Source organism: Streptomyces sp. NPDC006610, from assembly GCF_040611575.1.
Taxonomy (GTDB): domain Bacteria; phylum Actinomycetota; class Actinomycetes; order Streptomycetales; family Streptomycetaceae; genus Streptomyces.
In genome coordinates this window covers 23,189-42,868 of the sequence record NZ_JBEXOP010000045.1, presented here as the reverse complement: position 1 = coordinate 42,868, position 19,680 = coordinate 23,189, and the positions used below count along the sequence as shown (strand labels likewise).

The 19,680-nt window shown below is 73.7% G+C and carries 22 protein-coding genes and 1 pseudogene; 11 read left to right on the top strand and 12 right to left on the bottom strand.

From position 1 onward, the window contains the following. Positions 1-98: 98 nt before the first annotated feature. Positions 99-758: a TetR/AcrR family transcriptional regulator gene (locus ABZY13_RS28525; protein WP_356635724.1), complete on the top strand. Its 660-nt coding sequence runs from the start codon at positions 99-101 to the stop codon at positions 756-758. Between the two features lie 84 nt (positions 759-842). Here the strand turns inward: ABZY13_RS28525 and ABZY13_RS28520 are convergent. Further along, a pseudogene (locus ABZY13_RS28520) lies at positions 843-1,196 on the bottom strand (nuclear transport factor 2 family protein); the annotation flags it as partial. A 151-nt stretch (positions 1,197-1,347) separates the two neighbouring features. Here ABZY13_RS28520 and ABZY13_RS28515 point away from each other — a divergent pair. Beyond that, entirely contained in the window at positions 1,348-1,599 is a 252-nt protein-coding gene (locus ABZY13_RS28515; protein WP_356635722.1) for a hypothetical protein, read from the top strand. Positions 1,600-1,616: 17 nt separating this feature from the next. Here ABZY13_RS28515 and ABZY13_RS28510 read toward each other — a convergent pair whose 3' ends face one another. Continuing rightward, positions 1,617-3,371 (bottom strand): ABC transporter ATP-binding protein, encoded by a 1,755-nt coding sequence (locus tag ABZY13_RS28510; RefSeq protein ID WP_356635720.1) that lies wholly within the window; start codon positions 3,369-3,371, stop codon positions 1,617-1,619. Positions 3,372-3,485: 114 nt separating this feature from the next. Here ABZY13_RS28510 and ABZY13_RS28505 point away from each other — a divergent pair, with 114 nt between their 5' ends. From ABZY13_RS28505 to ABZY13_RS28495, 3 genes are all read left to right on the top strand, one after another. Then, positions 3,486-4,574, top strand: coding sequence for an S-(hydroxymethyl)mycothiol dehydrogenase (locus ABZY13_RS28505; protein WP_356635718.1), 1,089 nt, complete (start codon positions 3,486-3,488; stop codon positions 4,572-4,574). Continuing rightward, positions 4,574-5,203, top strand: a complete 630-nt coding sequence (locus ABZY13_RS28500; RefSeq protein WP_356635716.1) for an MBL fold metallo-hydrolase — start codon at positions 4,574-4,576, stop codon at positions 5,201-5,203. The genes ABZY13_RS28505 and ABZY13_RS28500 overlap by 1 nt, the downstream gene beginning before the upstream one ends. Before the next feature lie 120 nt (positions 5,204-5,323). Next, entirely contained in the window at positions 5,324-6,238 is a 915-nt protein-coding gene (locus ABZY13_RS28495; RefSeq protein ID WP_356635714.1) for an SDR family oxidoreductase, read from the top strand. On the opposite strand, the gene ABZY13_RS28490 is transcribed toward ABZY13_RS28495, so the two are convergent. Continuing rightward, positions 6,229-6,768 carry a hypothetical protein gene (locus tag ABZY13_RS28490; protein ID WP_356635712.1) on the bottom strand — a complete coding sequence of 180 codons (540 nt, stop codon included), beginning with the start codon at positions 6,766-6,768 and terminating at the stop codon, positions 6,229-6,231. The two genes, ABZY13_RS28495 and ABZY13_RS28490, sit on opposite strands and share 10 nt — an antisense overlap. 143 nt (positions 6,769-6,911) lie before the next feature. On the opposite strand from ABZY13_RS28490, the gene ABZY13_RS28485 reads away from it, so the two are divergent. Then, positions 6,912-7,607 (top strand): L,D-transpeptidase, encoded by a 696-nt coding sequence (locus ABZY13_RS28485; protein WP_356635710.1) that lies wholly within the window; start codon positions 6,912-6,914, stop codon positions 7,605-7,607. 122 nt (positions 7,608-7,729) lie between these two features. Continuing rightward, complete coding sequence (locus ABZY13_RS28480) at positions 7,730-7,921, top strand: hypothetical protein (protein WP_356635708.1); 192 nt, start codon at positions 7,730-7,732, stop codon at positions 7,919-7,921. 34 nt (positions 7,922-7,955) lie between these two features. On the opposite strand, the gene ABZY13_RS28475 is transcribed toward ABZY13_RS28480, so the two are convergent. Together ABZY13_RS28475 and ABZY13_RS28470 are read right to left on the bottom strand one after the other, a co-directional pair. Beyond that, positions 7,956-9,284, bottom strand: a complete 1,329-nt coding sequence (locus ABZY13_RS28475) for a S1 family peptidase (RefSeq protein WP_356635706.1) — start codon at positions 9,282-9,284, stop codon at positions 7,956-7,958. Positions 9,285-9,398: 114 nt separating this feature from the next. Further along, positions 9,399-10,229, bottom strand: coding sequence for an SAM-dependent methyltransferase (locus ABZY13_RS28470; protein WP_356635704.1), 831 nt, complete (start codon positions 10,227-10,229; stop codon positions 9,399-9,401). Between the two features lie 157 nt (positions 10,230-10,386). On the opposite strand from ABZY13_RS28470, the gene ABZY13_RS28465 reads away from it, so the two are divergent. Beyond that, positions 10,387-10,770 (top strand): PPOX class F420-dependent oxidoreductase, encoded by a 384-nt coding sequence (locus ABZY13_RS28465; protein WP_356635702.1) that lies wholly within the window; start codon positions 10,387-10,389, stop codon positions 10,768-10,770. A gap of 37 nt (positions 10,771-10,807) precedes the next feature. On the opposite strand, the gene ABZY13_RS28460 is transcribed toward ABZY13_RS28465, so the two are convergent. Both ABZY13_RS28460 and ABZY13_RS28455 read right to left on the bottom strand, forming a co-directional pair. Then, complete coding sequence (locus tag ABZY13_RS28460) at positions 10,808-11,134, bottom strand: zinc ribbon domain-containing protein (RefSeq protein WP_356635762.1); 327 nt, start codon at positions 11,132-11,134, stop codon at positions 10,808-10,810. A gap of 311 nt (positions 11,135-11,445) precedes the next feature. After that, entirely contained in the window at positions 11,446-12,054 is a 609-nt protein-coding gene (locus tag ABZY13_RS28455; protein ID WP_356635700.1) for an ANTAR domain-containing protein, read from the bottom strand. A 131-nt stretch (positions 12,055-12,185) separates the two neighbouring features. Here ABZY13_RS28455 and ABZY13_RS28450 point away from each other — a divergent pair, with 131 nt between their 5' ends. Then, positions 12,186-12,539, top strand: a complete 354-nt coding sequence (locus ABZY13_RS28450) for a helix-turn-helix domain-containing protein (protein WP_356635698.1) — start codon at positions 12,186-12,188, stop codon at positions 12,537-12,539. A 21-nt stretch (positions 12,540-12,560) separates the two neighbouring features. On the opposite strand, the gene ABZY13_RS28445 is transcribed toward ABZY13_RS28450, so the two are convergent. From ABZY13_RS28445 to ABZY13_RS28430, 4 genes are all read right to left on the bottom strand, one after another. Then, positions 12,561-14,948, bottom strand: a complete 2,388-nt coding sequence (locus ABZY13_RS28445; RefSeq protein ID WP_356635696.1) for a SpoIIE family protein phosphatase — start codon at positions 14,946-14,948, stop codon at positions 12,561-12,563. An 81-nt stretch (positions 14,949-15,029) separates the two neighbouring features. After that, positions 15,030-15,410 carry a hypothetical protein gene (locus ABZY13_RS28440; RefSeq protein ID WP_356635694.1) on the bottom strand — a complete coding sequence of 127 codons (381 nt, stop codon included), beginning with the start codon at positions 15,408-15,410 and terminating at the stop codon, positions 15,030-15,032. A 265-nt stretch (positions 15,411-15,675) separates the two neighbouring features. Next, on the bottom strand, positions 15,676-16,596 hold the full coding sequence (locus ABZY13_RS28435) for a MurR/RpiR family transcriptional regulator (protein WP_356635692.1): 921 nt from the start codon (positions 16,594-16,596) through the stop codon (positions 15,676-15,678). 368 nt (positions 16,597-16,964) lie between these two features. Continuing rightward, positions 16,965-17,603 carry a nucleoside/nucleotide kinase family protein gene (locus ABZY13_RS28430; protein WP_356635690.1) on the bottom strand — a complete coding sequence of 213 codons (639 nt, stop codon included), beginning with the start codon at positions 17,601-17,603 and terminating at the stop codon, positions 16,965-16,967. 77 nt (positions 17,604-17,680) lie between these two features. On the opposite strand from ABZY13_RS28430, the gene ABZY13_RS28425 reads away from it, so the two are divergent. Then, positions 17,681-18,445 carry a beta-phosphoglucomutase family hydrolase gene (locus tag ABZY13_RS28425; RefSeq protein ID WP_356635688.1) on the top strand — a complete coding sequence of 255 codons (765 nt, stop codon included), beginning with the start codon at positions 17,681-17,683 and terminating at the stop codon, positions 18,443-18,445. Positions 18,446-18,468: 23 nt separating this feature from the next. Here the strand turns inward: ABZY13_RS28425 and ABZY13_RS28420 are convergent, their stop codons facing one another. Next, complete coding sequence (locus ABZY13_RS28420) at positions 18,469-18,684, bottom strand: hypothetical protein (RefSeq protein WP_356635686.1); 216 nt, start codon at positions 18,682-18,684, stop codon at positions 18,469-18,471. A gap of 306 nt (positions 18,685-18,990) precedes the next feature. Here ABZY13_RS28420 and ABZY13_RS28415 point away from each other — a divergent pair, with 306 nt between their 5' ends. Continuing rightward, a complete protein-coding gene (locus ABZY13_RS28415; RefSeq protein WP_356635684.1) occupies positions 18,991-19,464 on the top strand; it encodes a DUF5709 domain-containing protein in 474 nt (157 codons plus the stop codon). Positions 19,465-19,680 lie beyond the last annotated feature (216 nt).

The following is a 19,680-nucleotide window of genomic DNA, read 5'->3' as shown; positions in this document are numbered from 1 at the left end:
CGTTCAGAGTCTTCCTACTGGAAAGTAAGGAAGAGGCGTCCTGTTCACAAGACCGCGTGCACGACAAAATCGGCCAACGGAGGCCGACGGGAGGGACGTTGACGGGCAGGCTCAGCGGACCGAAAGGCCGCTACGGCGGCAGATCGGCCGAGGAACGGCAGGCGGAGCGCCGCCGGCGCTTCCTGGACGCGGCACTCCGGCTCTTCGGCGACACGCCCGGCTACCGCTCCACCACCGTCGCCGCCCTCAGCGAGGCCGCGGGACTGTCCACCCGCCAGTTCTACGAGGAGTTCCGCAACCTCGAGGACGTCCTGGCCGCCCTCCACCTCCAGGTCAACGACTGGGCCGAGCGGGCCGTGCTGAAGGCGGCGGCCGAGGCCGAGGGACTGCCCGTCGAGGACCGGGCGGCCCGGATCTTCCGCGCCTACGCCGCCGACGTCACCGGCGATCCCCGCCGGATCCGCATCACCTTCGTCGAGATCGTCGGCGTCAGCCCCCGGCTGGAGCGCCAGCGCCTGGCCCGCCGCTCCCGCTGGGTCGACATCATCTGCGCCGAGGCGACCGCGGCGGCCGACCGCGGCGAGGCCGTCGTCCGCGACTACCGGCTCGCCGCGACGGCGTTCATCGGCAGCGTCAACGGCCTCCTCCACGACTGGAGCGCGGGCTGGGTCCCGGCCACGCTGGACGAGGTGGTGGACGAACTGGTGCGGCAGCTGCTGGGCATCCTGCGGCCCAGCGGATGGCCCGGGGACGGCTGAGACGGCGGCGGCCCCGGACCCCCCGAGGGCGACCGGCGGTGCCGTGCATGCCGCGTCGTCCGCGTCACTCGTCCCGGGCCCGGATATCGTCTGCTCGGCGATCTTCCCGTCGCGCGGCCTGATCATCGACTCGGCCGGCACCCGCGCGCCGCCCGGGTACGCGCGGGACTCGCCGGAACACCGCGCGGTCGCCCTGGACGACGCAGTCCTCCAGCGTGTGCGACGTCTCGCGGGCGTGGACGTCATCCGGCAGCTCGGCGATCCCCTCCCCTCCCCGCTCCGCAGCGTGCGCGGACGGCCGGGCCGGGTGTTCCGGTCCACGACGCGCGCCCGCGCGTCGTCGGCGTAGAGCGACGGCAACGTCGCGGCGTCGTGCCCTTCGATGCCCCGCCGCAGCGCGTCGGTGCCGAAGGCGGGACCTGTCGCAGTGCCCGTCACGACCTCCTGCGAGGGGGCGCGGCCCGGCGAGGGCCTCACTACGAGCGTCCTCGCCCCACGGGCCCCGGCAAGCCCGGCGTGCGCTCCGCCTGACGGGTGAGGGACGCCGGGTGGCCGTGTCCGTCCGCCGCCGCCCGGCGTTGCTCAGGACATGATCTCAACACGTCGTATCATCGCCGCCGTTGGTCTCGCCGCCGGGTTCACCGGCCTCGCCGCCCCGCTCGCGGGCGCCGCCGAGACCGGGGCCCTGACCAGCGCCCCGCTGACCGCGCTCGACTCCCTCGCCGTCAGCGAAATCCCCGATGAGCACAAGGACGACGTCCCCCGGCCGTCCGACCAGCTCAGCCCCGTGACGGGCGCCGCCGCCCCGGTCACCGGCCTGGTCCCGGGCCAGGGCCACTGAACCACCCGCCCGGCCGGCTACCCGGCCGTGGCCAGGAACTGCGTGGCCGCCAGCTCCGCGTACAGCGGGTCGGCGGCCACGAGTTCGCGGTGGGTCCCCACCGCACGGACGCGGCCCGCGTCCATCACCACGATCCGGTCGGCCATCGTCACCGTGGACAGCCGGTGGGCGACCACCAGCACCGTCGTCGTCCGGGCCACCTCGGCGACGGTGTCCCGCAGCGCCGCCTCGTTCACCGCGTCGAGCTGCGAGGTGGCCTCGTCGAGCAGCAGCAGCCGGGGACGGCGCAGCAGCGCCCGCGCGATGGCCACCCGCTGACGCTCACCGCCCGACAGCTTCGTGCCCCGGTGCCCGACCAGTGTGTCGAGGCCCTGCGGCAGCCGCTCCACCAGCCCGTCCAGCCGCGTCGTCTTCAGCACCTCGGCGACGGCGCCCTCGTCGGCCTCCGGATTGCCCAGCAGCAGGTTGTCGCGCAGGGTGCCCGAAAGGACCGGCGCGTCCTGTTCGACATAGCCGATCACCGACCGCAGCCGCGCCTGCTCCCACTCGGCGACGTCCCGGCCGTCCAGCGTGATCACGCCCGCCTCCGGGTCGTAGAACCGCTCGATCAGGGAGAAGACGGTCGTCTTACCCGCGCCGGACGGGCCGACGAACGCGGTCATCCCCCGCGCGGGCACCGAGAAGGTCACCCCGTGATGCACGTACGGGAGATCGTCGGCGTAGCGGAAACGGACGTCGCGGAAGGCGACCGAGGCCGGCTCGGCGCCGTGCGACGGCAGCGCGACCGCGGCGGCCGGGGGCTCCGCGGGCAGCCGCAGCGCCTCCTGGATCCGCGCCAGGGCCGCGGCGCCGGTCTGGTACTGCGTGATCGCGCCGACGACCTGCTGGATCGGCGACATCAGATAGAAGACGTACAACAGGAACGCCACCAGCGTGCCGACGTCGACCGCACCCGTCGCCACCCGCGCCCCGCCCACCGCGAGGACCGTGATGAACGCGATCTGCATCGCCAGTCCAGCCGTGTTGCCGGCCGCCGCCGACCACTTGGCGGCACGCACGCTCTGCCGCCAGGACTCCTCGGCCGCCGTGTGCAGCGCCCGTTCCTCCCGGGCCTCCGCGCCGGACGCCTTCACCGTCCGCAGCGCGCCCAGCACCCGCTCCAGCGAGGCCCCCATCACACCGACCGCGTCCTGCGCCTGCCGGCTGGCCCGGTTGATGCGCGGCACGATCACCCCGAGGACCGTGCCCGCCGCGGCGATCACCGCCAGCGTCACCGCCAGCAGCACCGGATCGACCAGTCCCATCATCACCACCGTCGCCACCAGCGTCAGCCCGCCCGTGCCGAGGCCCACCAGCGAGTCGGTGGTGACCTCGCGCAACAGGGTGGTGTCCGAGGTGATCCGCGCCATCAGGTCGCCCGGCTCGGTGCGGTCCACGGCGGATATCCGCAGCCGCAGGAGATACGACGACAGGGCGCGCCGCGCCCCGAGCACCACCGACTCCGCGGTGCGCCGCAACACGTACGAACCCAGCGCGCCCACCGCCGCGTTGGCGACCACCAGCCCGGACATGAACAGCAAGGCGCCCGTGATCGGCCGGTCGTGGGACAGGTCGTCGATCAACTCCCGTGCCACCAGCGGCAGCAGCAGCCCGGTCGCCCCGGTGACGAGCGACAGCACCGCGCCCGCGAGCAGAGCCCGGCGATGCGGCCGTACATAGCCGAGGAGGAGCCGCCAGGTGGGCGGGGCGGTCTCCGTCTGTGCACTGCTCACGCTGCTCCTTCGCCGCTCGGACTGGAGTTCAGGCTACGCCGTCGTGCGCCTGCCGATCAGGTGCGCGTACGGTCGGTGGAGACGGACACCAGGCACAGGGAAAGGGCCAGCAGCATGACGCAGGAAGTGCGCGGCGTGATCGCTCCGGGGAGGGGCGAGCCGGTGCGGGTCGAGACGGTTGTGGTGCCGGATCCGGGGCCGGGGGAGGCGGTGGTGCGGGTGCGGGCGTGCGGGGTGTGCCATACGGATCTGCATTACCGGGAGGGCGGGATCGGTGACGACTTCCCGTTCCTGCTGGGGCACGAGGCGGCGGGGGTCGTGGAGGCCGTGGGGGAGGGGGTCACGGAGGTGGCGCCCGGTGATTTCGTGATCCTGAACTGGCGTGCGGTGTGCGGGCGGTGCCGGGCGTGCCGGCGGGGGCGGCCGTGGTATTGCTTCGACACGCACAACGCGGTGCGGCGGATGACGCTGGCGTCCACGGGGCAGGAGCTGTCGCCGGCACTGGGCATCGGGGCCTTCGCGGAGAAGACGCTGGTGGCGGCGGGGCAGTGCACGAAGGTGGATCCGGGGGTGGCTGCGGAGGTTGCGGGGTTGTTGGGGTGTGGGGTGATGGCCGGGATCGGGGCGGCGGTCAACACCGGCGACGTCGGTCGCGGTGACACGGTCGCGGTGATCGGGTGCGGTGGTGTGGGGGACGCCGCGATCGTGGGGTCGCGGCTGGCGGGGGCGGCGCGGATCATCGCGGTGGATGTCGACGACCGCAAGCTGGAGCTGGCGCGCAGGGCGGGTGCCACGCACACGGTCAACTCGCGGGAGACGGACGCGGTGGACGCGATCCGCGAGCTGACGGGTGGTTTCGGCGCGGATGTGGTGATCGATGCGGTGGGCCGTCCGGAGACGTTCCGGCAGGCGTTCTATGCGCGTGATCTGGCGGGGACGGTGGTGCTGGTGGGCGTGCCGACGCCGGAGATGCGGGTGGAGCTGCCGTTGCTGGACGTGTTCGGGCGGGGCGGGGCGGTGAAGTCGAGCTGGTACGGCGACTGCCTGCCCTCGCGGGACTTCCCGGTGCTGGTGGATCTGCATCTGCAGGGGCGGCTGGATCTGGGGATGTTCGTGTCGGAGACGATCGGGCTGGACGAGGTGGAGCAGGCGTTCACGCGGATGCACGAGGGCGACGTGCTGCGTTCGGTGGTGGTGCTGTGATGCGTGCGCGGATCGAACGCCTCGTCACCTCCGGGACGTTCAGTCTGGACGGCGGGACGTGGGAGGTGGACAACAATGTGTGGATCGTGGGCGACGACCGCGAGGTGGTGGTGATCGACGCGGCGCATGACGCGGACGCGATCGCGGCGGCGGTGGGGGAGCGGCGGCTGACCGCGATCGTGTGTACCCATGCCCACGACGACCATGTCAACGCCGCTCCGGAACTGGCGGAGCGTACCGGCGCGGTGATCTGGCTGCATGAGGACGATCTGCCGCTGTGGCGGCAGACCCATCCCGGCCGCGCCCCCGACGCCCGCCTGAGCGACGGCCAGGTCATCGAGGCGGCGGGGGCGGATCTGCGGGTCATCCACACGCCCGGTCACGCGCCGGGGGCGGTGTGCCTGTACGACCCGGCCCTGGGCGCGGTGTTCACCGGGGACACGTTGTTCCGGGGTGGTCCGGGGGCGACGGGGCGGTCGTACTCCCACTTCCCGACGATCATCGACTCGATCCGGGACCGGCTGCTGACCCTGCCGCCCGGGACGAAGGTTCTCACCGGCCACGGCGACCCGACCACGATCGGCGACGAGGCCCCGCACCTGGACGAATGGATCGCCCGCGGCCACTGACCGCCGGTGATCCCCCAGAGAGGTGATCTCCCCGGAAAAGGCGACAGAGGATGTCCGGCTTACCCGTCACTCTCGACGACGTCGAAGGCGAGAGCACGAGAACAGCACAGGAGGCCGGACATGTCGGAGCCGTTGCGGGGCAAGGTGGCGCTGGTCGCGGGGGCGACCAGGGGCGCGGGGCGCGGGATCGCGGTGGAACTCGGGGCGGCCGGGGCCACCGTCTACGTCACCGGGCGCAGCACCCGCGCCCGCCGCTCCGAGTACGACCGCCCGGAGACGATCGAGGACACCGCCGACCTGGTCACCGCGGCCGGCGGCCGGGGGATCGCCGTCCCCGCCGACCACCTCGACCCGGCGGCCGTCCGCGACGTGGTCGACCGGATCGCCGGCGAGCAGGGCCGGCTGGACGTCCTGGTCAACGACATCTGGGGCGGCGAGACCCTCTTCGAATGGGACAAGCCCGTCTGGGAGCACGACCTCGACAAGGGCCTGCGGCTGCTGCGGCTCGCCGTCGAGACCCACGCGATCACCAGCCACCACGCCCTGCCGCTGCTGCTGCGCCGGCCCGGCGGGCTGGTCGTGGAGATGACGGACGGCACCGCCGAGTACAACCGCGACCACTACCGCGTGAACTTCTTCTACGACCTCGCCAAGGCGTCCGTGCTGCGCATGGCCTTCGCCCTCGGCCATGAACTCGCCCCGCACGGCGCCACCGCCCTCGCCCTCACCCCGGGCTGGCTGCGCTCCGAGATGATGCTGGAGCACTACGGGGTGCGCGAGGAGAACTGGCGCGACGCCCTCGAGAACGTCCCGCACTTCGCCATCTCCGAGACGCCCCGCTATGTCGGCCGGGCCGTCGCCGCCCTCGCCGCCGACCCGGACGCGGCCCGCTTCAACGGGCAGTCCCTCTCCAGCGGCGGGCTCGCACGGGTCTACGGCTTCACCGATCTCGACGGCAGCCGCCCGGATGCCTGGCGCTATCTGGTGGAGGTGCAGGACGCGGGCCGGCCGGCCGACACCACCGGCTACCGCTGACCGTTCGCGGGCGGCAGCGGCCGACGCGCCGCGTGACCCGGCGGCAGCGCGAGATCCGCGCGCACGGCCGCGTAGTAGCGCTCGCGCGCGGCCCGCTGCCGCTCCAGCAGCGCCCGCCAGGCCGCCGGATCGCGCCTCTCCTCCCGGAGGAACCGCTCCATCTCCATCACCACGACGACCCACTCCCGCGCCCGCTCCACCACCTCCGGGCTGCCGAGCAGGATCAGCGCCTCGCCCGACGGGTCCCGTCCGACCGTCGCCTCCGCGAACAGCGGCTCGGCCTGCTGCGCGGTGAGGGGATGGGGATGCGGGTCGTTGCCGAGGTGGGACGCCACCCGGTAGGTCAGCGTCACCGTCTTCTTCAGCGCTCGCGCGTACTCGGCGTACACCGACAGCCGCCGCTCCTCCCACCGGGCGGCCTGCTCCCGCCGGAAGCGGACCTGGTCGCCCCGTACGACCACCAGATAGGAGCCGAGGGCGCCGATCACGACACCGAGGAGCGCGGGCAGTTGTTGTACGAACGCGGACATGATCGCCACGGTAGCCCTCGCCGGCAGCCCCGAATGTCACCGTTCGGTAGCAGTCGAGGTTGGCCTACAACCCGGTTTCCCTACAGGCCGTCCAACTGGCATGGATGGTGCGAGACCCGCACCGCGGACCGAAAGGCTGGCTCATGGGGGACATGCGCAGACGGGCGACCGTCGTTCTCGGAACCACCGCGCTGATGGCGCCGCTCACACTCGCGCTGGGCACCGCGCCCGCGCAGGCGGCGAGTTGCACGACGCAGACAGGGCCGTACCAGAAGCAGGTCGAGAAGTTCCTCGGCCGCCCGGTCGACGGCGTGCAGTCGTCGACCGACTGCAAGGCGATCCAGGCCTTCCAGACCAAGCACGGCATCCAGCCCAACGCCGGCTACGCGGGGCCCGTCACCTGGGGTGTGATGGACCTCATGAACAAGCAGAAGGCGGTGGGGAACACGCCGAACAAGGCCGGCAAGTGCCCGGTCAACAAGGGCCGCATCGCCTGCGTGAACCTGACGCTCCAGATCAGCTGGATCCAGGACGGCAGCCGTCTCGTGTACGGCCCCGTGCCCGTGCGCACCGGACGGGACGGGTACGAGACCCGCACCGGCCTGAAGAAGATCTACTGGCGCAACATCGACCACCACTCGACCATCTACGACGTGCCGATGCCCTACTCCCAGTTCTTCGACGGCGGCCAGGCCTTCCACTCGGCGAGCGTGAGCATGTGGAACCCGCCGGGCTCCCGCGGCTGCGTCAACATGACGAAGACCACGGCCCAGAAGTACTGGTCGCTGCTGAAGACCGGCGACGACGTCTTCGTGTACGGCCGCAAGCCGGGCACCTGACCGGTCACCGGCGGACGCCGGAGCGCGGCGACCGGTTCAGGCGGTCGGACGTGATCAGGGACACGGCCCGTTATGTCCGGTTCGTGCCTGATGGCTCACATCGCCTTCACCTCGGTCGCCGTATGCTTCACAACATGTCCACCAGTGTTGAAGCCGTTTCCGAGCGATCGGCCGCGGAGGTCAACGAGGAGATCCGGGCGCTGTGGCGCCGGGCGGGCGGGACCCTGAGCACCGAGCAGCGCGAGCAGTACCAGCGCCTCGTCATGGAGTGGGCCGCCGCGGTCCCCGACCCGGACCCGGCGCAGGCGGCCTGAGCCGTCCTTCTCCTCGTCTCCGTCACCGATCTCCTCATCCCCACCCTCGTCCCCAGGTCGCCGCGTACCGGCGCCGGTAGTCCCTGCGGTCCAGCTCCGTGCGGAGGCGGCGGGTCGCCGCCAGCGCCACCAGGCTGCCGGCGACGATGAGCAGGCCCGGGCCGGTGCTCCCCGGGTCCGTCAGCCGCGACGGCGCCGTCGAACCCGTGCCGCCGCCGGCCGCCGCTCCCGCCGGGGCCCCCGCGCTCGCCGCGTCGTCCCCGGCGGCCGGAGGCGTCGCCGTGATCAGCCGGACGCCGAGGGCGGTCAGCGCCGGCGTCACCGGCTGGAAGTACGTCGTACCGCCCGCCCGGCAGTCCCCGTTGCCGCCCGAGGTCACCCCCAGCGCGATGCCTCCCGCGAACAACGGCCCCCCGCTGTCTCCCGGTTCCGCGCACACGTCCGTCTCGATCAGCCCGGTGACCGTGCCCTCGGGGTAGTTCACCGTCGCGTCGAGCGCGGTCACCCGGCCGTCCCGCAGCCCACTGGTGCTGCCGCTGCGGAACACCCGCTGCCCCACCGACGCCTCGCCGGTCCCGGTGATCCGCACGCCCCGGTCGCCGCCGACGGCGACCACGTCGGCCCCGTCGCCCGCCCGCCCGGCGTCGTAACGCACCAGCGAGTAGTCGTCGCCGGGGAAGCTGCCGTCCACCGTCCGGCCCACCTGCCGCCGGGCGGTGGCGTCGGCGAACCACACCGAGCCGTTCGGACCGCAGTGCCCGGCGGTCAGGATGTAGTCGCGCCGCCCGTCGGTGACGTTGAAACCGGCGGAGCAGCGGCCTGCGGTGGACAGGATCGGACGCGCCCCGTTCAGGCGGGTGGTGAAGACGCCCCCGGTGCGCTCCATGCGCACGAAGCCGCCGATGCCCTGCGCGACCTCGGTCAGCTCCGACCAGTCGGCGGCGGAGACCGTGTGGTCACCGCGCACCACGACCTCGTTCGACCGGTAGTCCACCGTCCAGGCGGTGCCCGCCACGCGCGGCGCCGAACCCAGCGCCCGGGTGGCCGACATCAGCTCGCGCATGCTGTGCCGGACGGCCTTCGCCCGCGCCCCGGCCCGCCGCACCTCACCGGCCGCGTCCTCGTCGGTGACCGCGACGACCCGGCGTCCGTCGGCGTCGATCCAGCTGCCCGCCGTACGGGAGGCGCCCAGCCGGGCGACGAGGCCGGTCGCGGGATCCGCGAGGGCGCGGGCGGAGCCGCCCGGCGCGCGGGGCGGCTCGCTCGCCACGGCGTGCGCGATCATGGCCACCCCGAGCAGGAGGCCGCCGACCGCCGTCAGTCGTGCCGTGCGCCGGACGATCCGTCGTCGTGCGTGCCTCATGGATGGCTCCCGAACCCGAACGCGCGGCGGCAGGCCGCGGGGCGCCCGGGTGCTCGGGCGCCCCTTCTCCGTACGGGCCGGGGTCCGGCCGTGTTCAGCGCCGGGCGGCGCGCGTCAGCGCTTGCGGGCCACGCCGCCGAACATGGCCACCTCGTCCGGCAGCGATCCGTCGCCGCCCTCCGGACGCCAGCGCGAGCACGACACCACACCCGGCTCCAGCAGCTCCAGCCCGTCGAAGAAGCGGGCGATCTGCTCGCCGGTGCGCTGCGTCAGCTTCGGGGTGCCGTGCTCGTTCCAGAACTTCACCGCCTCGTCCACGTCGGGCATCGACGGCGAGGTGATCGTGTGCGACAGCACCAGGTGGCTGCCCTCCGGCAGCGCGTCCACCAGTCGGCGGACCACCCCGTACGGGTCCTCGTCGTCGCCGATGAAGATGACCACGCCGAGCAGGATCAGACCCACGGGCTTGCTGAAGTCCAGGGTCCTGGCGGCGTGCTCCAGGATCGTGTCGACGTTGCGCAGGTCCTCGTCGAGGTAGTCGGTGCGGCCCTCGGGCGTGCTGGTGAGCAGGGCGCGGGCGTGCGCCAGGACCAGCGGGTCGTTGTCGACGTACACGATCCGCGCGTCCGGGGCGAGCCGCTGGGCCACCTCGTGCGTGTTGTCGGCGGTCGGCAGGCCCGTGCCGACGTCCAGGAACTGGCGAATTCCCGCCTCTTCGACGAGGTGGCGCACCGCGCGCCCCAGGAAGAGCCGGTCCGCGCGGGCGTACTCGCCTATGCCCGGATGCAGCTGCCGGATCTGGTCGCCGGCCGCGCGGTCGACCTCGTAGTTGTCCTTGCCGCCCAGCCAGTAGTTCCAGATGCGCGCCGTGTGCGCCTGGGCGGTGTTGATGCGTTCGCGCAGCGACTCGGCCACGCCGTCGGCGGCGTGCGGGTTCTCGGTCACGGTGCAGCTCCTGGGGGTGCCTGTGCGGTGATTGGGGGTGCCTGGTGCGGCGTCAAGATGCAATCTAGACCGATGAGTTGATCTTTGCCGAGTCCTGAGCGATTTCCGCCCGTCCCGGGACGGGTGCCGGAGCGCCCGGAACGCCTAGACTTCGGGCATGAACGACACGGCGGACCGGCTGGGCGTCGGCAAGTATCTGCTGCTCACCAGCTATCGCAAGGACGGCACCCCGGTCCCGACCCCCGTCTGGGTGGTCCCCGACGGGGACGCGCTCGGGGTGTGGACGGCGGCCGATTCCTGGAAGGTCAAGCGGATCCGCCGCCGCGCCGACGTCCTGGTCGGCCCCTGCGACCTGCGCGGCAACCCGACGGGGGAGCAGGTCCCGGCCACCGCGCGGATCTGCGACCCGGGCACCACCTCCCGCTATCGCGCCCTCATCGCCCGCAAGTACGGCGTCACCGGACGGCTCACCCTGCTCGGCAGCCGGCTGCGGCGCGGGCTCGACGGCACGGTCGGCATCCGCGTCACCCTCGCCGACTGACGCGGTAAGCCCCGCGCCGGACACCCTGCCGGGCCGGTCACGTCCAGGCGCGGTAGGGCTCGTCGACCAGCTGGAACACCGGCTCCCCGCGCACGGGGTCCTTGGCCGTGGACAGCCGCACCCGGTCCCCGCTGTGGATGCCGACGGGCGGGCCCATGACCCGGCCCCGCACCACGAAACCCTCGGCCATCTCGATCAGGGAGACGTTGCGCGCGGCCGGGGTGTTGCGGTGCACCACGGTGGTGTGGCGGACCGTGCCGACGCCCGCGCTGCGCTCGGTGCGCAGGTCGCTGCCCTGGCAGACCCGGCACAGCAGCCGGTGGTACATGACGGTGCCGCACCAGGTGCAGCGCTGGAAGAGCATGGCGTCCGAGTCGCCCCTCCGGTGCTCGAGAACGCCCGCCGCGGAGCCGAAAGCCTGCTGAGCGGCGCTTCCTGATGACGTCTGGTACACGCTGTAACTCCCTGCGCTCGGCCGGAAATCCGCGTGCGCGGCGCCCGCACACGCATGTGCGCGGCTCACCGTGCCACCGTGCACGGCCGACAGCGTATGGCACTGAGTGTCAGGCGTAAAGGTACTGGGTACCGCCAAATCCGGCCTGCGTTCCGGTGCTCTTCTACTCGGCAGGAGGCTCAGGGGGTGGGGGGTGTCGGACCGCCGGGCGATGGTGGCACTCAGTGCCCATCGGAGGCCGACAGCCGGGCCACCGCGGCGGCCACCTGCCGCTGCGTCTCCTCGGGCAGCGGGTCGCCCTGCACGGCCGTCACCAGGTCCTCGGCGAGCCGGTGCAACTTGGTGTTGGTGTGCTGCGACACCATCACCAGGACGTGCCAGGCGTCCTGCGGACTCAGTCCGAACGACGCCATCAGCACCCCGCGCGCCAGGTCGATGGTCGGGCGCGTCCGCATGGCGCGCCGCAGCTGGGCGACCTCCGCCCCGAGATCCTCGCGGTCGTCGCCGTCCGCGGCGCCGGGTCGGAATAGCGGCCGGGTCCCCGTCAGGGTGAACAGGCGTTCGACGACGGGGCCGGCGGCACGGACGGTCACGGTCTTTCCTTCCGCCACTGCGTGCTCCCGGACGCCGAGCAGGACATTGAGGGCCGAGCAGTCGCAGAAGTCCACGTCGCCGAGGTCCAGGTCGAGGCCCTCCGGCGACGTCGTGAGGGCGGCCTCCAGGGTGCCGCGCAATACGTCGCCCGACTGCAGCCCCAGCTCCCCGCGGACCTTCACGATCGTCCGGGCGCCGTCGGGCCGCCTGTCGATCACCGGCGCGTCGGGCCGCATGACCGCCTCTCCCTCGTGATTCCTGCCTGCCGTCATTCCCAGCGTCTGCCCCGAGGTGTCACGCGTCAAGCGATACACGAAACAGATTTCGCGTTTTGAAATACGGGAAGCAGAGGTCCTATGATGGCCGCATGGGTGCAGTGCCTGAGCCGCATACCGGATGGACCTTCCTCACCAACCACGCACGCGTACTGGCCGCCATCGCCGATGATCGCAACGCCCGCGTGCGGGACATCGCGGCGTACTGCCGACTCACCGAGCGGGCTGTGCAGAAGATCATCGCCGACCTGGAACACGCCGGATACCTCTCGCACCGGCGCGAGGGCCGGACGAACACGTACCGCATCGAGCCGGACAAGGTGCTGCGGCACCCGGCGGAGGCGGGGCTGACCGTCGCCGCCCTGCTCGCCCTGCTGGTGAGGGACGAGGCGGACCGCGGCCGGGAGGTGGCGGACAGTGGCGCCGCGGCCGTCGCCGACGGCTGAACCGGACGGCCGCCGCCGGGGTCAGCGGTGTGCGACGTCCGCCTCTCGCGGGACACGGACGTCGACCACGCAGACGTCGTCGCGCAGTTCGCCCTCCAGCATCGCGTCCAGCAGCGGGGCGAGCGAGCCGGGCTCGTCGGTGTGCTCCGCGCCCATCGCCCGCGCCAGCCGCTCCAGGCCGAGGTCCAGCCCTTCGCCGGGCCGCTCCACCAGACCGTCGGTGTAGAGCAGCAGCCGGTCGCCGGGCTCGAGCAGGCACTCCGCCTCCTCGTACGGCGGCGCGGCGCACGCCCCGAGCAGCATCCCGCGCGGCCGCTCCAGCCGGCGCACCTGTCCGGCACGCAGCAGCACCGGCGGCGGGTGACCGGCCTGCGCCCACACCAGCCGGCGCTCGTCGGGCCGGTAGAGCGCCAGCACCATGGTCGCCGTGCCGTGCGCGTCCCGGGAGTGCAGCAGCAGGGTGTTGAGCCGGCTCAGCGCGCCGGTCAGCGAGGACCCCGTGCTGACCATGCCCTTGGCCGTGAACCGGAGCTGGGCCATCGTGGCGACGGCGTCGATGCCGTGTCCGGCGACGTCGCCGACGACGAACAGGGCCGAGCCGTCGGCCAGTTCGATGGCGCTGAACCAGTCGCCGCCGACGTGGATGCCCGACTGCGCGGGCAGATAGGCGACCTCGACCCGCAGTCCCGCCGGGCGCAGCGGCTCGCTGGGCAGCGGCAGCAGCGCGTGCTGGAGCCGGCCGGCCAGCTCCCGCTCGGCCTGGAGCACGCCGTGCTGGGCCAGCATCGCCCGCTCGCTCTCCACCAGGGCGAGTTCGGCGCTGCGCTGCGCGGTGAGGTCCTGGAGGAAGCCGTGCACCTCGACGGGCGTGCCGTGCGGGCCCGTGACCGCCTCCGCCACGATCCGCAGATGCCGTACGCCGTCCCGCGTCTCGATCCGGAACGGCACGGCGGCGGGGGTCCCCGCGCGCTCCAGTTCCCCGAGGGCCCGGGCCAGCGCCGGCCGGTCCTCGGACAGGGCCAGGCCGGGCAGGTCGCCCAGCGGGACGGGGGCGGCCTCCGGATCGCGGCCGAGCACGGTGAAGACCTGCGCGGCCCAGGCGGCCTCGCCGGTGACCAGGTCCCAGCTCGCCCAGCCCAGGTTGCCCAGCCGCTGCACGTCCGCCAGCCGCTGCTCCTGCCGCTCGGCGGGATCGTGCCGCGTCCAGCCGACGACCAGGCCGGCGCCCAGGCGCGTCACGCGCACCGACCGGACCGACGGCTCCGCGGACCCGTCCGCCGGCTCCTGCCCCGCGAACGGTTCCCCCTCGTACGGTCGGCCGGTGTCGAGCACGTCGAGGCACCGCCGCCACAACGGCCCGTCCGCCAGCGGCGGCCAGCAGTGCAGGACCCGCGCGCCGAGCAGCTCGCGCCCGGTGCGGCCGTCGGCGGCGGCAGCGTCCGGGGTGGCCGCGTCGACGCGGAAGTCCTCGACGTCGCCGGAGGGGCCGCGCAGCGGGGTGAGCAGCAGCGCGGACCCCGGCAGCGCGTCGAACACGGCCCGCACGGCCCCGGCGGCGTCGTCGCCGACGGACGCCGTCCGGGCCTCCGGGGCCCGCAGCCGCCCGGCGCAGCGCCGGACCACGGCCCGCAGGTGCTCGCGGGCGCGCGCGGTGAACGGCCCCGGACGGGAGCGAAGCACCCCGACGACGCCCTCGGCCGCGTTTCCGTTGGGCACCGGCAGCCACGCCCGCGACTGCCATCGCTCCGGAGGGTCGCCGATCAGCGGACGCCGGCGCTCCCGGTCGATGTCCTCCACCCAGCAGGCCTGTCCGGTGGTCAGCGCCTCCAGCGGCGCGAGCCCGTCCAGCGGCGGCACCCGCTGCCACTGGTCGGCCAGCACGTCGCCGATCCCGGCGTGCCCGAGGAGTTCCAGGCCGCCGGAGGGCAGCCGCCCGAAGACCATCACGGCGTCGGCCGCCACCGTCCGCGCGAGATGCTCCAGCAGCCGGCGCGCCAGTTCCTGCGGGGAGGCGACGCCCGACAGTGCCGCCCCGAGCCGCGCCAGGTCATCCGATGCGTCGCCGCCCGGCGCACGGGAGAGGGGCACGGTGGGGGAGGCGCCGGGAGGCGGAAAGCCCCGGGCGGGCGGGGGCGCGGGAGCGCCGAAGGCGCCGAGCGTGATCCAGCACTCCTCGATCAGGGTGCGGTCGGCCGCCCGGGCCCGGCCCAGCAGCTCCTGGTGCGCCGCCTCCGCGGAACAGCCGGCGAGCGCCATGACGGCGCCCTTGGCGCGTTCCAGGATCGCCGACGTGGCCGTCAGGTCCCGTAGCCGGTCCGTGTCGGCACGCTGACGGATCACGCCGCCCGTCGATCCGACCGTGTCGGATCCGGCGCCGGACTCCGCGGGAAGGGCGGGCTCGCTCGTCACCGAACGAGCATCGCACAGTCGTCCCGCCCGTAGCGCGGGCTTGACCGCACGTCGTGATGCGCGTACGGCCGCACCTGCGGCTCAGCGCGCCGCGTTGCGATGGGCGAGCGCCTGCGTGACGGCGCGCACGCTGCGCGCGAGATGCTGGAGCTGGCCGACCTCGGCCGCGTACATCGTGATCGTGTGTTCGATGACCGACTCGGGCACCCCGAGCCTCGGCAGGTCGGCGCGGGCGGTCTGCAGGGCCGTGCGGGCGATCCGGATCTCCTGCTGGACCTGGATGTGCGCGTGGCGGGCGAGCAGCACCGGGTGCCGCATCAGCGCCGGGTAGCCGGCGTAACGGGCCGGCACCAGCTCGCGCAGCCATTTGGCGGCGGACCGCTCCCAGTCGTAACTGCCGGGGGTCTTCACCTGGCACGGCCAGTCCGGGCCTGGGCGCGTGGACGTCAGAGACATGATCATCGCTTCCGGTGTGCTGGTCGCCAGGGCGGTCCGGCGGCGCGGACGGGGAGGGCGGCCCCGGCCTAGGGGATGGCCGGGACCGCCCGGCCGAACACCCGGGCACCGCCGTGGGTAGGGGACGACGGCTCGGATGTTCGTGCTGCGGCCCGGTGAGCCGGGCGGGGGTGCGGCCCGCGAGCAGTATTTATATATGCCGTCCGGTTTGCAAGACGTATGAAAACATTCATGAATGACGGGATCCCGACGGTCCCCGGACCGGCCCGGCTCAGTCCCGCAGAAAGAACTGGTGCTGGTCGGAGAGCTGCTCGTAGGCGTCGAGGCGCGCCTGGGTGCGTTCCGGGTCGGCGTCGGTCATGGCCTGAAGCAGTGCCGCCGCCATCACGCCGGGCGCCGCGTACGAGTCGAAGACCAGCCGGGAGCCCGTGCCGGTGGCGAAGGTGACGTCGGCCGCGTCGGCCACCGGTCCGAGCGCCAGGTCGGTGATCAGCGCGACCCGCAGCCCGGCATCGCGCGCGACCCGCACCGCCGCCAGCGTCTCCTGCGCGTGCCGGGGCAGCGAGAACGCCAGCACCCATGTCCCGCCCGCCTCCCGCGCCTGGAGCAGCGCGTCGTACGCGACGCTGCCGCCCCGCGTCACCAGCCGCACGTCGGGATGGATGCGCCGGGCCGCGTACGCGAAGTACTCGGCCAGGGAGACCGAGATGCGCAGCCCCAGTACGGTCAGCGGCGTCGACTCCGACAGCCGCCTGCCCGTGTCGACGACCCGCGCGGGATCGGCGAAGTCGCGCCGCAGGTTCTCCAGGTTCTCGATCTCGGCGTCCACCGCCGCCTGAAGCTCGTTGCCGCTCTCCTCCTCGGCCGCGACCGGGCCGCCGGCCAGGGAGCCGAGCGCGATCGTCTGGAGCCTCTCCCGCAGCGCGGGGTAACCGCTGAATCCGACCGCCGCGGCGAACCGTGTCACCGAGGGCTGGCTGACTCCCGCCCGCTCGGCGAGGTCGGTGATCGACAGGAACGCCGCCTCGGTGAGGTGCTCGATCAGGTACTGCGCGATGCGCCGCTGCCCCGGCGACAGCCGCGGCCGGTCGAACAGCGCCCGGAGCTGGGAGGCGGGAGCGGCCGCTTCCGCCACCGTCCTCCCCGAGGTGATGGCGGACGCCTGTGCGCGTGCCTGCTGCGGCGATGGCACCGGTGCGCCTCCTTCGTCTCCCCAACGGAGCTTCAACATAGCTCACGCACCGTGGCGGAAATGCCGCCCGGCCCTTCCGGAACAGGGGGGTGGGAGGGGGCGGGTGAACAGGCGTCCCGTCGTGCGGCGGCGGGCGGCAAGCGGCAAGCGGCGGGCGGTCGGTGGCAGGCGACGGGGGGTGGGTGCGGGTGCGGGTGGGTGCGGGCGGTGCCGGTGCACGCGGTGGGCGGAGTCCGGCTCGACGCGTCCGGACCAGTCTGCGGTACGGGGGCGTGTGCAGGACCGCACCGTCGTCCCGAGAAGGGGATCACACGTCACGCGGGGCCACCCGCGAAGAGCCGCGCCGCCGCGGGCATTCATCGGACGGCCTAGGAGACGGTGACCACCAGATCCGCGCGTGCCCGCGTGCCGGCGACCAGGTCGGCGTTGCGCTGGTCCGGGCCCTGGGCCCAGGCCGCCGCCTGCTCGGGGTTCTTGCCGAACCGTTCGTGACGGGCGGTCAGGCGGCGGATCCGCTCCGGCTCGGCCGTCTCGCAGAACCACACCTCGTCCAACTGCGGGCGCACCCTCGCCCACGCGCCCGTGTCCAGCAGCAGGTAGTTCCCCTCGGTCACCACGAGCCGGGCCGCCGGCGGCACCGGGATCGCGCCGGCCAGCGGCTGTTCCAGGTCCCGCTCGAAGGCGGGGGCGTACACGGTGTCGTCGCCGTCCGCCTCCTCCCGCAGCCGCCGCAGCAGCGCCGCGTACCCGGCCGCGTCGAAGGTGTCCGGCGCGCCCTTGCGGCCCCGGCGGCCGAGCCGCTCCAGCTCGGCGTCGGAGAGGTGGAAACCGTCCATGGGGACGGACGCGGCCCAGGGCTCGCCGTCGCCGTTCAGCTCCCGCACCAGCCGCTCGGCGAGCGTCGACTTGCCCGAGCCGGGAGCGCCGGCGATGCCGAGCAGGGCCCGTCGGCGGCCGGTGGCCAGGGCGCGGGCGCGGGTGAGGAGGCCGGGGAAGGTCACGGACACAGGCAGAGTCTGCCATCCGCGTGCCGTCCGGCCCCCGGCGGCCACCGGACGGGACCGCGCGGGGAACGGTGTCCGGTATGACGCAGCTCGGACTTCCCCGCCACATCCAGGCCTGTCTCTTCGACCTCGACGGAGTGATCACCAGGACGGCCGTCGTGCACGCGGCCGCCTGGAAGGAGACGTTCGACGCCTTCCTGCGGGAGCGCGACGGCGCGGCATTCCGGCCCTTCACCCCGTCCGACTACGACGAGTACGTCGACGGGCGCCCTCGCGCGGACGGCGTCCGCACCTTCCTCGCCTCCCGCGGCGTCCGTCTGCCCGAGGGCCGCCCCGACGACCCGGCGGACGCGCCGACCGTGCACGGCCTCGGCAACCGCAAGAACGCGCTCCTGCTGGAGCGGATCCGCACCGGCGGCGTCGAGGCCTACGACACCACCCTGCGCTACGTCGCCGCCGTCCGCGCCGCCGGGCTGCGCACCGCCGTCGTCTCCTCCAGCGCCAACTGCCGCGACGTGCTGCGCGCGATCGGCGCCGAGGACCTGTTCGAGGTACGGATCGACGGCGTGGTCGCCGCCGAGCGCAGCCTGCCCGGCAAACCCCGCCCCGACACCTTCCTGGCCGCCGCCCGGGACCTGGGCGTGGCAGCACGGCGGGCGGCCGTCTTCGAGGACGCCCTGGCCGGGATGGACGCCGGACGCGCGGGCGGCTTCGGGTACGTCGTCGGCGTCGACCGCGTCGGACAGGCCGACGCCCTCCACGCGCACGGCGCCGACCGGGTCGTCGCGGACCTCGCCGAACTGGCCGAACTGGCCGACCTGGACGACCTGGACGACGGGGACTGACGACACGAAGGCGCCGTGGCGCGTCACACCTCGTGGTGGGCGAACAGCTCCAGGTGTCCGCACTTCGGGCACCGGTAGGCGTCGATCTGGAACCGGGTCCGCCCGAACCGCTTGGCCCCGCCGAACAGACCGCGCTCCAGGGCCCCCGGGATCCACCGCGCGAATCCCTTCGACCCGTCGCCGGAATCCTCGACGAAACCGGCCTCCAGCCCCGTGGCGTCACACTGCGAGCACTTCATGCCCCCATCCTTCCCGCCCACGGCCCCCGCCCGCGGAATGCCTTCCCTCTCTTCCGGCCCACGGCGTCCGCACCCCAGACTCCGACGGGCGGCGTCCACACACCAGCCTCCGACCGACGGCGTTCGCCCTCCCGCACCCGGCCCACGGCGCTCGCCGCGACAGTAGTCGCACCGGCAGTTCGAACAGGGCGTTCAGGATGGTTTCGGCGGGCCGCGCCGGGCCGCATCGGCGATCTTGCCGGGCGAGCCGGGATTGGGGCGTGCGGATCGGGAAACGCGGGACTGCGGACATGGAGGGAGACAGCCATGGGCACCAGCCCCGAACCGATGGCCGACGACGCCTACCAGCCCACCGGGACCAATGAGGAGCAGGAGGACGCCGCCCCCCTCGACATGCAGGACGCGCTCGACGAGCGGACCTACGACGACACCCTGGACGAGGGCTACTCGCCCCCGGAGAAGCCGCTCGGCGTCACCAAGCACGGCACCACGGCCGCCGAGCAGCAGGAGGGCGAGACCCTGGACCAGCGGCTCGCCCAGGAACGGCCCGACGTCGGCGAACCGCAGGGCGACGGCATCGGCGACCTGCCGGACGGCGAGGGAGAACCGGTGGACCCGGAGGCGGGGCAGGACCGCGCCGGGCGCCTGGTGGCCCCGGACGAGGGCCTGCGCACGGACACGACCCGCGAGGAGATCGCCGACGACGTCGGCATCGACGCGGGCGCGGCGGGCGCGGAGGAAGCGGCGGTCCACGTCGTGGAGGACCGCGACCTGCCCTGACAGGCGGTCGCACGGTGACACGCCGACCCCGGCCCCACGGATCGCCCGGGGGGCCGGGGTCGGCGTGCTCCCGCGGTGCATCGGCGGGGCCGGGACTGCCGAGCGCGGCCTTCGGCGGTCGGGCGCGGGCGCGGCCGGCTTGCTGTAGGAGCGTGGCGGGGCCCGTCGCCCGGCCGGCCCCGCGAGACCGCCGACAGCGCCTCGGCGGTCTCCTCC